At 60.9% G+C, this 13,522-nt stretch carries 12 protein-coding genes; 1 reads left to right on the forward strand and 11 read right to left on the reverse strand.

Translation table 11 applies throughout. The annotated features are described in order from the left end of the window. Positions 1-3: 3 nt before the first annotated feature. Complete coding sequence (locus ACLIKD_RS04650; RefSeq protein WP_428827360.1) at positions 4-321, forward strand: chaperone modulator CbpM; 318 nt, start codon at positions 4-6, stop codon at positions 319-321. 21 nt (positions 322-342) lie between these two features. On the opposite strand, the gene ACLIKD_RS04655 is transcribed toward ACLIKD_RS04650, so the two are convergent. The 11 genes from ACLIKD_RS04655 to ACLIKD_RS04705 form a co-directional block, all read right to left on the reverse strand. After that, positions 343-972: a response regulator gene (locus ACLIKD_RS04655; RefSeq protein WP_428827361.1), complete on the reverse strand. Its 630-nt coding sequence runs from the start codon at positions 970-972 to the stop codon at positions 343-345. Continuing rightward, positions 957-2,510, reverse strand: a complete 1,554-nt coding sequence (locus ACLIKD_RS04660) for a histidine kinase (protein ID WP_428827362.1) — start codon at positions 2,508-2,510, stop codon at positions 957-959. The genes ACLIKD_RS04655 and ACLIKD_RS04660 overlap by 16 nt, the downstream gene beginning before the upstream one ends. 105 nt (positions 2,511-2,615) lie before the next feature. Further along, positions 2,616-3,701: a protein-glutamate methylesterase/protein-glutamine glutaminase gene (locus tag ACLIKD_RS04665; protein ID WP_428827363.1), complete on the reverse strand. Its 1,086-nt coding sequence runs from the start codon at positions 3,699-3,701 to the stop codon at positions 2,616-2,618. After that, positions 3,698-4,204, reverse strand: a complete 507-nt coding sequence (locus ACLIKD_RS04670) for a chemotaxis protein CheD (protein WP_428827364.1) — start codon at positions 4,202-4,204, stop codon at positions 3,698-3,700. The genes ACLIKD_RS04665 and ACLIKD_RS04670 overlap by 4 nt, the downstream gene beginning before the upstream one ends. Further along, a complete protein-coding gene (locus tag ACLIKD_RS04675) occupies positions 4,201-5,031 on the reverse strand; it encodes a CheR family methyltransferase (RefSeq protein WP_428827365.1) in 831 nt (276 codons plus the stop codon). Before ACLIKD_RS04675 ends, ACLIKD_RS04670 begins: the two co-directional genes overlap by 4 nt. A gap of 29 nt (positions 5,032-5,060) precedes the next feature. Continuing rightward, a complete protein-coding gene (locus tag ACLIKD_RS04680) occupies positions 5,061-7,592 on the reverse strand; it encodes an EAL domain-containing protein (protein ID WP_428827366.1) in 2,532 nt (843 codons plus the stop codon). Positions 7,593-7,862: 270 nt separating this feature from the next. After that, the gene (locus ACLIKD_RS04685; protein WP_428827367.1) at positions 7,863-8,435 is read right to left on the reverse strand and encodes a chemotaxis protein CheW; all 573 of its coding nucleotides are present in this window, start codon (positions 8,433-8,435) and stop codon (positions 7,863-7,865) included. Positions 8,436-8,454: 19 nt separating this feature from the next. Then, positions 8,455-10,374, reverse strand: coding sequence for a methyl-accepting chemotaxis protein (locus ACLIKD_RS04690; protein ID WP_428827368.1), 1,920 nt, complete (start codon positions 10,372-10,374; stop codon positions 8,455-8,457). A 138-nt stretch (positions 10,375-10,512) separates the two neighbouring features. Next, positions 10,513-12,810, reverse strand: a complete 2,298-nt coding sequence (locus ACLIKD_RS04695; protein ID WP_428827369.1) for a chemotaxis protein CheW — start codon at positions 12,808-12,810, stop codon at positions 10,513-10,515. 10 nt (positions 12,811-12,820) lie between these two features. Beyond that, entirely contained in the window at positions 12,821-13,141 is a 321-nt protein-coding gene (locus ACLIKD_RS04700; RefSeq protein ID WP_428827370.1) for an STAS domain-containing protein, read from the reverse strand. An 11-nt stretch (positions 13,142-13,152) separates the two neighbouring features. Further along, the gene (locus ACLIKD_RS04705) at positions 13,153-13,521 is read right to left on the reverse strand and encodes a response regulator (RefSeq protein WP_226419151.1); all 369 of its coding nucleotides are present in this window, start codon (positions 13,519-13,521) and stop codon (positions 13,153-13,155) included. Position 13,522 lies beyond the last annotated feature (1 nt).

The raw sequence follows: 13,522 nt of genomic DNA on the forward strand, positions 1-13,522 counted from the left end.
GTCATGCCGCAAGCGAATATCACTTTGATTCAGGGCGTGATCGTCGAAGAGGACGTTCGGCTGACGCTGGTCGAGCTTTGTCAGGCCTGCAATGTGGCCGAGGAACATGTGCTGGCCTGGGTCATCGAAGGCGTCCTCGAACCGGTTGGTGCGTCGCCGCCGGAATGGCGTTTCAGCGGCGACTCGCTGCGCCGGGCGCGGCTGGCCTGGCGGCTGGCGCAGGATCTCGAGATCAATCCGCCCGGGGTGGCCCTGGCGCTCGACCTGCTCGACGAAATCGCCACGCTGCGGGCCCGCCTGCAGCGTTCGGGAAGCAACTGAGCGATCTCTCCGGAGCAAGTCTTATTCCATGATCAGGCCGTGCCTCAAGGCATAACGCACCAGATCGGCATTGTTTTCGATACCGAGTTTTTGCATCAGGCGCGTCTTGTACGTGCTGACCGTCTTGGCGCTCAAGTGCAACATCTCGCCGATTTCGGTCAGGGAAAGCCCCTCGGAGCAGAACTTCAGTACCGCAAATTCCCGGTTGGTCAGTTTGGCATGCGGCGGGCTGTCTTCGGGCGGGTCAAAGATCATGGCATCGGTCAGGCACGGGTCGATGAAGCGGCCGCCATTGCCCACCTTGCGGATGGCGGCGAGCAAGGTACTCGGGGCGCAGTCCTTGGTGACATAGCCGGCGGCTCCCGAGCGCAGGACGCGCGAAACCAGCTGCACTTCATTGTGCATGCTCAGGACCAGGATCGGAACATCGGGCGCTTCGCTACGAACCCGGGAAATCAGATCGAGGTTGCTGAGACCGGGCATCGACAAATCCGTCAGCAATACGTCAATTCCACCCAGCCGCAGCCGGGACAGTATCTCTCTGCCCTGGCTGGCTTCGTCCGCGACTTCGAGATCGGTCTCGCTGGCGATGATCTGCTTCAGACCACTGCGGACGATGCTGTGATCGTCGGCGATCAGGATGCGGAGCATGCGGGTTCTCCTAAGGGAAGGGTGATGCACAGTTTGGTCCCCCGGCCCCTGGCGCTGTCGATGACCAGCTTGCCGCCAAATACCTCCAGTCGTTCGACCATGCCGAGCAGTCCGAACGACTGGCTGCCAACCTTTTCCGGCTCAAAGCCCTGACCATTGTCGGTGATGCGCAGGTCGATCTGCTTGTCGTTCTGGCTCAGTTCGATGTCTACCCGGCTCGCCTGGGCATGGCGGGCAATATTGATCAGCGATTCCTGGACGATGCGGAACAAGGCGGTGGCCCGCATCTCGTCTAGTGGCACTTCGCCGCAGGCCTTGATACTGCAGGGGATGCTGCTGTATTTGCGAAAGCTGTCGGCCAACCACTCGAGAGAGGCCAGAAAGCCCATGTTGAGTACCGCCGGGCGCAATTCGGTGGCGATCTGACGCATTACCCGGACGGCTTTGCTCAGGATGTGTTCCATCGAGTCGAGGCGCTGCGGAACGTTTTCCTTCGGGCCGTCCGATTCGCGGCGGAGCAAGTCGAGATTCATCTTCAGGGCCATCAATTGCGAGCCCAGCTCGTCATGGACTTCCCGGGCGATCCGCTTGCGCTCCATTTCCATCGCCCGCTCGCTATGGGCCGCCAGATCGCGCAATTGCTTCTTCGATTCGAGGAGTTTGCGTTCCATGTTCTTTTGGTTGGAAAGATCGAAGACGAACGACACCCCGAGCGCCTCGTCCAAATCCAGGCAGGCGCAGCCGGTCAGAATCGGGATGATGCTGCCGTCCGGCCGCAGGGCCTGTCTTTCGCAAGGCGGGGAACGCCGGCCAGAAACAACGGCGGCGAGATCTTGGGCCATCGCCAGGCGTTCCTCGGGAACGCACAACTGAAGCAGGTTGACCCGGCCGGACTGGACATCTTCCCGGTTCAGTTCGAGCATTTGGAGCAGCGCCCCGTTGGCTTCGATTAGCCGGCCATTCAAGTGCCAAAAGACGATACCGATGGTGCTCGAGTCAACCATGCATTGCAGCAGGGCATTGCGCTCGCGAAGTGCTTCTATGTCGCGCTGGAGTTCGACGCATTTCTTGACCGACCGGAGTTGTTCTTCGGGTCTCCGGTTTTTTCGCTTGTTTTCCGGTTGTCCAAGCTTGCGGCGCAGATTGCGGAGCGCCAGATGTGTCGCGATGCGGGTATGCAGTTCGTGGTCGATGACGGGCTTGCTGATGTAATCGCTTCCCCCGCTGGCGAAGACTTTGTTGCGCTCTTCGGTGCTGCCGCTCGAACCGAGGAAAATGATCGGAATGTCGCGCGTTTTTGGGGTTGCCTTGATTCGGATGCATATGTCGTAGGCGTTGACGCCCAGCGTGTCGATGTCGAAAACGATCAGATCGGGTTCGGCGTTTTCGATGTGGCTCATCGCTTCATGGAAACCGCTTGTCGCATGGGTCAAGCAACCGCGTTGCCGGAGAATTTTTGTCAGTTGGCGATGCTCAGGCAAAGCCTCGTTTACGAACAGGATCGCGCTGTCGATTGAACTGACTTCAGGTAGGTACAATTTTGGCCTCGCGGTGAATTTGTTTTTTATGACGAATTTGGTAGTTAATTGCGCTCGATTTTAAGGTAAAAGCCAGGCGGGGCGGCCATCTTCGGGTTTAAAAAATTAATTGCTGTAAGCAATGATCTCGTGCGGTATTTGATCAAGCGGGATGATTCTGTCGGCTGCGTCCAGCTTGATCGCCTCCTTCGGCATACCAAAAACGACACAGGTCGATTCATCCTCGGCGATGGTGTTGGCGCCGCTCTCTCGCATTTCCTTCAAGCCGCGGGCGCCATCGTCGCCCATGCCGGTCATGATGATGCCCAAGGCGTTCTTGCCGGCGACCTGGGCGACCGAACGGAAAAGCACATCGACCGACGGCTTGTGACGGTTGACCAGCGGGCCATCCTTGACCTCGACGTAATACTGGGCGCCGCTGCGCTTCACCATCATGTGCCGGCCGCCGGGTGCAATCAGCGCCAGTCCGGAGCGCACCCGGTCGCCATCCCGGGCTTCCCGCACTTCCAGCTGGCAAAGCCCGTTGAGGCGACTGGCAAACATCGCGGTGAATTTTTCCGGCATGTGCTGGACGATGACGATGCCGGTACAGACGGCGGGCAGCCGGGTTAATACGGCTTCCAGCGCCTGGGTGCCGCCGGTCGAGGTGCCGATGGCCACCAGTTTGTCGGTGGTGCTGTACATCGTTGCCCCGCGATGGCTGCTCGGCAGCATTGCCTCGACCGGAATTCTTGGCGGAATCCCGGGCGTGCTCGGGTGCATCGTCTGCCGGCGCAACGCCCCGATGTTGGCGCGTGCGGCAGCCTTGATGGCGCTCAGGATGTCGTTGGTCGAGTCCTGGAGAAAGGACTTGAGATCCATCTTCGGCTTGGTGATGATGCACACCGCGCCGGCCGCCAGCGCCTCCATGCTCACCTCGGCGCCGCGCTCGGCCAGAGAGGAGCAGATGATGACCGGCGTCGGGTGTTCGGCCATGATCTTTTTCAGGAAGGTCAGGCCGTCCATGCGCGGCATTTCGATATCGAGGACCAGGACGTCCGGCCAGTTGGCTTTCATTTTTTCCAGCGCGTAGACAGGATCCTGCGCCGTGGCGATGACCTCGATCGTCGGATCCTTGGATATCGCTTGCGTCACCACCTGCCGGACCAGGGCCGAGTCGTCGACGATCATTACCTTGATTTTTTTGCTCATGTGCAGAGTTTTCCATGGCTCGGTTGATTGCCGGGCGCGGCCAGCCAGACGTGGCCGGTAGCGAGATCGAGAGACAACCGGCGGTGGCGGGTTCCGCCGACGTGTTCGGCAACCACCCACAGCCCGTGTCGGGCGAGCGCCCGCCGCGCCGCCTCGATGTTGCGGGGGCCAATCTCAAGGGTGCCGGCCCGGCTGCCGGCAAACATGTTGCCGCCGCCGAAGAGCTTGGCCTGGCACGTATTCGGTGAAATATTGCGGGCGCGCAGTTCGTTGGCAAACAGCTCGAGTATTTCGTCGGCATAGCGTCCGTCGAGCGGACTGCCCGGGGGGCGCCGGCGACTGGGCAGCAGAATGTGGCACATGCCGCCAATTTGATGACGCGGGCACCAGAGAGTCACCGAGACGCAGGAACCGAGCAGCGTACCGATCCGTCCGGGGGCCGAGCCAAAGAAGAACTCGCCGGGATGCAGAAATACGTCCGGTTTGACGGCGGGCAGCTTCATCGCGCTCCGGCATGGCGATAGATGGTTGGACTGGCGAGGACCAAGTGCTTGGTCAGTCCATTCAGCGATTCGGAATGACCGACGACGAAGTGACCGTCGCGCTTCAGATAGGGCAGAAGATTGGCGATTACTTTGCGCTTGGTCTCGCTCTCGAAATAAATCATCACATTGCGTAGAAAGATCACGTCGAATTGGCCAAGGCTTTGGCGCGGCGCCATCAGGTTGCAGTGCAGGAACTGCACCCGTTGGCGCAACTCCTTGGCAATGAGCAGGGTCCCGGTATGCTTGCCGAGGCCTTTGAGGCAGTATTTTTTCAGCAAATTGATCGGAATGCCGTCGGTTCGTTCGAGCGGATACTGACCGTATTGTGCCTTGGCCAGCACCTTGGTGCTGATGTCGGTGCCCAGTATTTCCCAGGGGGTGTCGCCCAGGGTTTCCGCCAAGACCATGGCCATCGAGTAGGCCTCCTCGCCACTCGACGAGGCGGCGCTCCAGACCCGGAAGGTGCCGCCTTTGCGATGGCTGGCCGCGCGCTCGCGAAGAAAGTCGAAATGTTTCGGTTCGCGGAAAAAATAGGTTTCGTTGGTCGTCAGTAAATCGACCATCGTCTGGCGTTCCTCGGCTCCCGCTTCGTTGGTGACATGGCGGAAATACTCGCTGAAAGTGCGGTAATCGAGTTCCTTCAGGCGTTTTGACAAGCGGCCGACCAGCAGCACCTGCTTGGCGTCGGACAGGCTGATACCGGCAATCTGGAAGATCAGTTTCTGGAACTGGGCAAATTCCGTTTTGGTGATGGCGATGTTGCCGAGCGAAGGGGAGTCTGTCACTGCGCTATCCAATTACTCATAAGGCAAGCCTACGGTGCTGCGACCGAGTCCACCCAGGGGCTGCTCCGGACGCCATCGCAGGAAAAGGGGAGGGAGTAGCGTTCGAGCATCAGAGGCATTGCGGCGAATTCATCGGCCGGCATCGGTTTGCCGTAGCGATAGCCCTGGCCGAGATGGCAGCCGTGCGCCTGGAGAAATTCCTCCTGGATTTGTGTTTCGATGCCTTCCGCCACCAGTTCGAGACGCAGGCTGAGCGCCATGGTGATGATTCCCTTGACCAGTTCGGTACTGTCGTTGTCGAGCATCACATCCTTGATGAACGAGCGGTCGATCTTCAGCACATTGATCGGGAAGCGCTTCAGGTAGGCGAGCGAGGAATAGCCGGTGCCGAAATCGTCGATGGCGATGCTGATCCCCATCGCCCGGAACGCATTCAGGGTTCGGCCAATACTCTCGTCGTTATCAAGCAGCAGGCTCTCGGTGATCTCGAATTCGAGCCAGCCAGGCTGGCAGCCGCTCGCCGCCAGCGCTTGCTCGACGGTGGCCACCAGATCGTTGTCGCGGAACTGGCGCGACGAGAGATTGACGGCGATTTTCAGTTCGCACTCGCCCGCTTTGTTCCAGCGGCGGGCCGCGAAGCAGGCCTGCTTCAAGACCCAGGCACCGATGCCGACAATCAGGCCGGTATCTTCGGCAATCCCGATGAACTTGTCGGGCTGCACCAGGCCGAGGCTGGGATGCCGCCAGCGCAGCAGCGCCTCGCCACCGACCAGCCGGCTGTTGCGCAAGTCGATCTTCGGCTGGTAGAAGACTTCCAGTTCATTCTCCACTTCCGCCCGCCGCAGGGCGGTTTCCAGCATCGCCCGTTCGCGCGCCTTGGCGGTTAGTTCGGCGGAATAGAAGCGGAAGCCGGCCCGACCGCGGGCCTTGGCATCATAGAGGGCGGAGTCGGCGTACTGCAGCAGTTCGGTCGCGGTCGTGCCGTCGGCCGGGAAGACGGCAATGCCGATGCTGGCGGAGATGAATACTTCCTGGTTGGCCAAGTGGAAGGGATGGGCCAGCGCATCGAGGATCTTGCGCGAAATGCCGCCCAGGTCGGCGGCATCCCGAATCTCCGGCAGGACGATGGCAAATTCGTCGCCGCCGAGGCGGGCCACGGTGTCGTAGTCGCGCATCTGGCGGCGCAAACGTTCGGCCGATTCATGCAGCAGCAGATCGCCCTGATTATGGCCGTGCGTGTCATTGACTTCCTTGAACCGGTCGATGTCGAGAATCAGCAAGCCAAGCACCTGGTTGCGCCGCCCGGCTTTGTCCAGCGCATGGTTCAGTCGGTCATTCAGCAGCGCCCGGTTGGGCAGGCCGGTCAAGGTGTCGTGAAAGGCCATCTCGTGCAGGCGTGACTCGTAGCTTTTCAGCTCGCTGATGTCCTGGGTAGTCCCGTTCAAGCGTCTCGGTGTCAGGTCGGGGCCGTATTCGATATGGAGATGGGTCTGCAGGTGATGTACCCGTCCGCCATGCTTGATCCGGTAGCCGATGGTCACCTCGTCGTCGCTTCGTTCGTAGGCGTCCTGCAGCGCCTTGAGGACACGCTTGCGGTCCTCGTCGATGCTCATGGCGAGCAGATCCTCGATCGCCGGCTGCCAGTCGGCCGCTTGCCCGAAAATCCGGCACATTTCACCGGAAGCGACGGCCTTCTTTTCGACGTGGTCCCATTGCCAGTGACCAAGTTGGGCCATCGCCTCGGCCTGGCGCAGTCGATGTTCGGTTTCCTTGATCGCCGAAACGTCGCGGCCGATGGCGAGAACGCTGGTCACGTCGCCATTCGGCCCAAACTCGGGGGTCATGATGATGTGGCTGCAAATCATCCGTCCATCGCTGGCCGGCCAGGTGTAGTCGAACTCGCTGCGGCGGCCGCTGTCGATCACGCTGTGCAAGGCCAGTTCGTAGACCTGGGTTTCCGCAGTCTGGGCGTAGTCCGAAGGCTTTTTCCCCAGCAGCGCCTCGGCCGGCACACCGGCCAGGCGGGCGAGGGCGGGGTTGGCATAAACGCGATAGCCGGCGCGGTCATAGCGGGCAATGGTGTCCGGCGAGTTCTCGACAAAAGCGTGAAACTCCTGCACCCGACGACCAAGCTCCTTTTCCCTATGCTCGCGTTCGCTGATGTCCCGCGCCAGGGCAAGGTTGTAGGTTTCTCCTTCCCAGGTAAGGCAACTGAGCTTGAGTTCGACGGGCACAACCCGCCCATCCTTTCGCTTGTTGTGACGGGTCAGGGTTTGCGTCTTCAGGCTCAGCATCTCTTGCCAGTGTTCGCGCCAGCGTTCCGGGGAAATTCCGGTATCGATGTCGAAAACAGTCATCCCCGATAGCTCGTCGAACGAATAACCGAGCATGCTGCACGCCTGGGCATTGACATGGAGGAGTCTGGCGTCCCGGTCGATCAGGTAGAAGGCGTCGCCTATCTGGTCGAGGGCGAGCCGGAGCAGGGCCAGCTGCTGCCGGGTGTCGGCCTGCCCGGCGGCGGCTGGCGCCATGCCGCAGTGGTCTGCCTCCCTTGTTTTCATCCGTTTCTCCTGAACAGCCGGTGCGCTGCCTGATCGGCTCGGTCGGCCGGGAAATCTGCCGGGGTTGTGGCGCAAGGTCCGGAGATCGCCTGGCTAGCGAGCCGATCATCGCCCAAGTTGATGTAGGTCTGACGGCACTCCCGGTAATGGCGAGCCACCGCATCCGGCAGACTTTCGGTCGGATTGCCCAAGCCATTCAGCGGTGTGTGTCGTTCGGTCATCAGTGAATGGCGATTGCGTTCGATGATTGAGAAGGCGTCAGGAATCCGGCTATGAACCGCCGGCTTCCTGACGGGCGAGGTTGGCCAGGACGGCCACTTCGCCAAGCGAGAGGATGCGGTTGACCTCGAGCAGGACAACGAACTTGCCATTGACCTTGCCCATGCCGCTGATGAAGTCGATGCGGATCCGTGCCCCGAACTGGGGGGGCGGCTCGATTTCTTCGGGGGGGATTTCCAGCACTTCCGAGACGGCATCGACGACGATGCCCATCTGCTGGCCGTGGCCCTCGGTTTGTCCGCCATCGCTGGTTTCAAGAATGACGATGCAGGTGCGCTTGGTGACTTCGCTGGCCGGCCGGCCGAAACGCACCGCCATGTCGATGACCGGCACGACCGAGCCGCGCAGGTTGATGACGCCGCGAATGAACGGCGGCACCATCGGTACCTCGGTCAGGGCGCCGTATTCGATGATCTCGCGGATGGCGAGAATGCCGATGGCGAACATTTCCTCACCGAGACTGAAGGTCAGATATTGCTGCTGCTCGATCGCCCCGCTGGCCCCGGTCGCAAGAGCGGGGGGCGTGGCCGGCGTGGTGACGAGTTGGCTGGGCTGATTGCTCATGCGAGAACCTCATTCATCCTTAAAAGCGACCGAAGCTGGCTTCGTCGGCATGCCCGGCGCCACCATCCTTTTTCATGAACGGCTTGATGTTGCCGGCAGCGCTGGCCCGCGACGGGCGGCTGGCCTGATTGCCGGCGAACTGGCGGGAGCTGCCATGTTCGTTGCCGACGTTGAAGAAGGACATGATTTCCTGGAGATTGGTCGCCTGCGAGGACATTTCCTCGGCGGTGGCGGCGAGTTCTTCCGAAGCGCTGGCGTTCTGCTGGGTAATCTGGCTGAGCTGGCTCATCGCCGTATTGACCTGATTGACGCCGACGGTCTGCTCTTCGGAGGCGGAGGTGATTTCCTGCACCAGATCGGCCGTCTTCTTGGTGGCCGGAACGATTTCGTCGAGCAAGCGCCCGGCCTTTTCCGCCATGCCGACGCTGTTCAGCGCCAGTTGGCCGATTTCCTGGGCGGCGACGCCGGAGCGTTCGGCGAGCTTGCGCACTTCGGCGGCAACCACCGCGAAGCCCTTGCCGTGCTCGCCGGCGCGGGCCGCTTCGATGGCGGCATTGAGGGCCAGCAGGTTGGTCTGGTAGGCGATGTCATCGATGATGCCGATCTTCTTGGCAATCTGCTTCATCGCGCCGACGGTTTCATTTACCGCCTGACCACCCTCGGCGGCCTTGGTGCTGCCCTGGGCCGACATGCCGTCGGCGACCTTGGCGTTCTCGGTGTTCTGCTGGATCGAGGAGGCCATCTGCTCGATCGAGGCCGAGGTTTCCTCGACCGAGGCCGCTTGTTCGCTCGATGCCTGGGACAGCGACTGGGCGGTGGAGGAAACCTGGGTGGTTGCCGAGGACAGCGCTTCGGTCGTCGTGTTGACTTCGGAGATGGCCTGGGCCAGCTTCTCCACCGTGTTATTGACGGTTTCCTTGAAGTCCTTCATTTCGCCCTTGTAGTCGCCCTTGACCATCTTGGTCAGGTCGCCCTTTTCCATTTCGACCAGCACGGAAATTGCCTCGTCGACCGGGATAACGATGCCGTCGAGGGTCTTGTTGATGCCCTCGACGAGTTTCTTGAAATCGCCCTGGTGCTTGCTGGTATCGACCCGCACATGGATCTTGCCTTCAGCGCCGGCCTGGATCAGCCCATCGGTGTCGCCGAGCACGCTCTGGATCGAGGCGGTCATCTGCTTCATCGAGGCCATCAGGCTGGTGGTGTCGCCGGCATTGAGATCAATCTTGCTGCTCAGATCGCCGATCGCGATCTTGTTGGCGATTTCGGCCGCATGATCGGGTTCGCCGCCGAGCTGCTTGAGGAAGGCGCGGGCGATGGTATAGCTGATGATGCCGACAGCAGCCAGGGTCAGCGCTGCGATCAGCAGAGACATATAGAACGCCGAGGTTTTTACGGCTTTTGCTTCTTCCGCACCTTTCAGGGCCAGTTTGACGTTGTATTCAAATTGCTCGTCGATGCCTTCGGATAGCTTCCTGACCAGCGGTGCAGCATTCTCGGCCAGTTTGAGGGCTTGCTCCGTCCTGCCTGCCCGTGATTCGACAAAAATGGGTTCGAGCAGAGGGTCATACTGTTCAAACAGCTTCTTCTCCTGATCGAGGAGGCTCTTGTCCTTCTCGTCAGAAACCAGTCCGTCGCTCTCGTATTTCTTGAAGGCGCTGTGAATGTTGGTGCGGATGCCCTTGATCGAGTTTTCAATTTCGGTCAGCTTGGCCGGATCCGAGTTGATCAGGAAGCGGTTAGCACCGACGCGGAGCAACAGAACCTGTTTGCGCAGCTCGTCGAGCACGACCAGGCTGGGTACGGCATTGGTATTGCCGTAATTGGCTGCATCGAAGACCTTGCTCATCTGATACTGGCCAAGTCCGGTGAGCAGGGCGATTCCGAGCAGGGCCGAACCGGCCAGCAGGGACATCTTTTGGGCGACAGTAAGTTTCATATCAATTTCCCCTAGATTTGAAAAAATGTTTCCGAAGGAAGACCGCCGATTCAGGTGTCTTCGCCTGTTTAGTTAAGCCACTGTTCGTGGAAATTTCGTGAATGCGTTCAGTGGTGGATGGCAAGACAGAACGAGTCATCATGCCGTTTGCTCGCTTGGGGCGTAATTGCTGGCGAGGGCATGGCGACGAACGTCGCGGCCGGCGACACGACGGACCAGTCCGGGGACGTCGAGAATTAGCGCGACATGTCCGGTACCCAGGATGGTGAAGCCGCTAATTCCCTCGATGCCGTTGAAAACTGCGCCGAGTGGGCGAATGACCGTCTGGTATTCGCCCTGCAGGGTGTCCACGACAAGGCCGGCGCGATGCCCTGCGTAGTTCACCACCACGACGTTTTCTCGCTTGACCGGCTGAAGGAGGAAAGCCAGTTCCGGGTCGATCGCCAGTTTTTCGCCTTCTTCTTCCTCATCATCCTGTATGGCAGCCGGTGGTTCTGGGATGTCGAAAAGATCCTTGAGGCGGATGAAGGGCAGCAGTTCGCCCCTCAGATTGAGGTGGTCCCGGCCTTGCGAGGCATCGATCTCCTCTTGCGTCAGTTCGACGCATTCCTCGACCATTTCCAGCGGCACGACGAAGGACGAGGCGCCGACACCGACCAGGAAACCATCGATGATCGCCAAGGTGAGCGGCAGCCGGATGCGGATCGTTGTGCCGGCGCCTTCGACGCTTTCGATTTCGGTAGTGCCGCGCAGGGCGGTAATGTTGCGGCGCACGACATCCATGCCGACGCCGCGGCCGGACAGGTTATTGACTCGTTCGGCGGTCGAGAAGCCGGGTTCGAAAATCAGGTTGTGGATCTCGTTGTCGCTGAGCGCCTGATCCGGCTTGACCAGGCCGCGTTCGATGGCCTTGGCCAGGATGCGTTCCTTGGGCAAGCCGCCGCCGTCGTCGGTGACCTCGATGGCGATGCTGCCGGAGTCATGGTAAGCGTTGAGGCGCAGCGTGCCTTGCGCCGGCTTGCCGCGGGCCAGCCGCACTTCGGCCGACTCGATGCCATGGTCCATCGAGTTGCGGATCAGGTGGGTCAGCGGGTCGCCGATCTTCTCGACGACGGTCTTGTCGAGCTCGGTTTCGGCACCGCTGATCTCGAGCTGGATGTCCTTGCCGATTTCCTTGGAGACATCGCGGACCACCCGCTGGAATTTGTTGAAAGTTGCGCCGATCTGCACCATGCGCAGTTGCAGGGCAGAGTCGCGAACGTTCTCGACCAGCCGGTTCATCACCGAGGCCGCTTCGATCTGCTCGGGAACACCGCTTTTCAGCGCCAGGAGGTTGATGCTGGCGCTGGCGATGATCAGTTCGCCGATCAGGTTGATGTGCTCGTCGAGCGTTTCGGCATTGACCCGGATCAGGGCTGCATCGCCGCCCTTGTTGTCCTTGACCTGTTTTTGCTTTTGCAGCGCCGCTTCGACGACGGCCGGGCGCACGACCTGTTGCGAAACCAGAACCTCGCCGATCGGCGGCTCGAGTTCGCCGCCGGCGCGGGCTTCGGTCTGGGCTTTCAGGGCGAGGTCCAGTTCGGCCTGGGTCAGCGTGCCGCAGCGGACAAGAATTTCACCGAGCCGCATCTCTTCTTCCGGCAGGCTCTGGATCAGGTCGTGGTACTCGACGACCTTGCTGTGCGGCGGCAGGATGCGGACGCGGGCATCGTCCTGGACGAATTCGAAGGCGCCCTCGATGGTCGCCTTGTCGGCCGTGGTCTGGTAATTGAGTTCAAAACCCAGGTAGCAATCTTCGGCATCCATCTGGTCGGCACCGGGAATCGCCTCGGTCAGCGTGACGATGCTGACGATGCGCCCGAAGGTGGTCAGGTAGCGGATGAACGATACCGGGTCCATGCCGTTGCGCAGGACGTCGCGGCCGAAACGCAGCGAAATGTGCCAGTTGTCCGATTCGACCCCGCTGCCCGCCGCATCGCCTTCGCGGATGAAGGGCGGCGGCTCGCTCACCGCCATTGCGGTGCTCTCCGGTGCGCTGGCGGCGCCTTGGTTGGCGTGGCTTTTCAGCCGGTCGATCAGTTCGTCGCTGCGGCTGCCGACTTCTTCCGGCGGGGCGTTGCCAGCCTCGACATGGTCGATCAGGGCGCCCATGTGATCGCAGGTTTCGAGCAGCAGGGCGACCAGCTCGCTGGTGATGCGCAACTCGGCGGCGCGCACCATGTCCAGCACGTTTTCGGCGTTATGGGTGAAGACCACCACGTGATCGAGGCCGAACAGGCCGGCCGAGCCCTTGATGGTGTGGGCGGCGCGAAAGATGGCGTTGATCAGGTCTGCGTCGTCCGGCGACTGCTCGACCTTGAGCAGGGCCTCCTCCATGTTTTCGAGAAGTTCGCGACTTTCGATGACAAAGGTCTTGAGTGCGTCGTCAAGGTTCATGGGGAATGCCTTAATTTTTGGAGCGGATCAGGACCGGGTCGCCGAAGAAGCCGGCGAGGTCGCACAGGTCGATCAGGTCGAGCACCGGGTCGCTGTGGCGGGTGAAATGGATATTCTTGCCGCGGCCGAGCGCTTCGATCTTGGCCAGGATCATCAATTGCAGGCCGGCCGAGTCGATCTCGGTAACGTTGGACAGGTCGATTTCCACCTCCGTCATCTCGGCCTGGCGAATGGTTTGGAGGATTTGCTCCTTGAGGGCGCTGGCGGTGAAAATGGTGAACTCGCCGGCAATGGCGAGGGCAGGGCGAGCGGATTCCGGGGTGTCGGCCATGGCAGAACTCCTTAAGGCAGGATGAGTTTGGAAACGGCGCCCAGCATCTGGGCCGGCTGGAAGGGCTTGACGACCCAGGCCTTGGCGCCGGCCGCCTGGCCCTCGGCCTTCTTGCCATCGCCGGCCTCGGTGGTGAGCATGATGACCGGGGTGAATTTGTAGGCCGGCAGCTGCTTGGCCGCCTTGACGAAGCTGATGCCGTCCATGTTCGGCATATTTACGTCGCTGATGATCAGGTGGATCTTCCGGCCGTCGAGCTTGCCGAGGGCATCCTTGCCGTCGCAAGCGTCAATCACGTCGTAGCCGGCGCCCTTCAGGGCGATACTGACGACCTGCCGCAAGGAGGCTGAGTCGTCCACAATCATGATGGTCTTGGCCATA

The sequence above is a fragment of the Azonexus sp. IMCC34842 genome (assembly GCF_050368855.1).
In the GTDB taxonomy this organism is placed as follows: Bacteria; Pseudomonadota; Gammaproteobacteria; order Burkholderiales; family Rhodocyclaceae; genus Azonexus; species Azonexus denitrificans_A.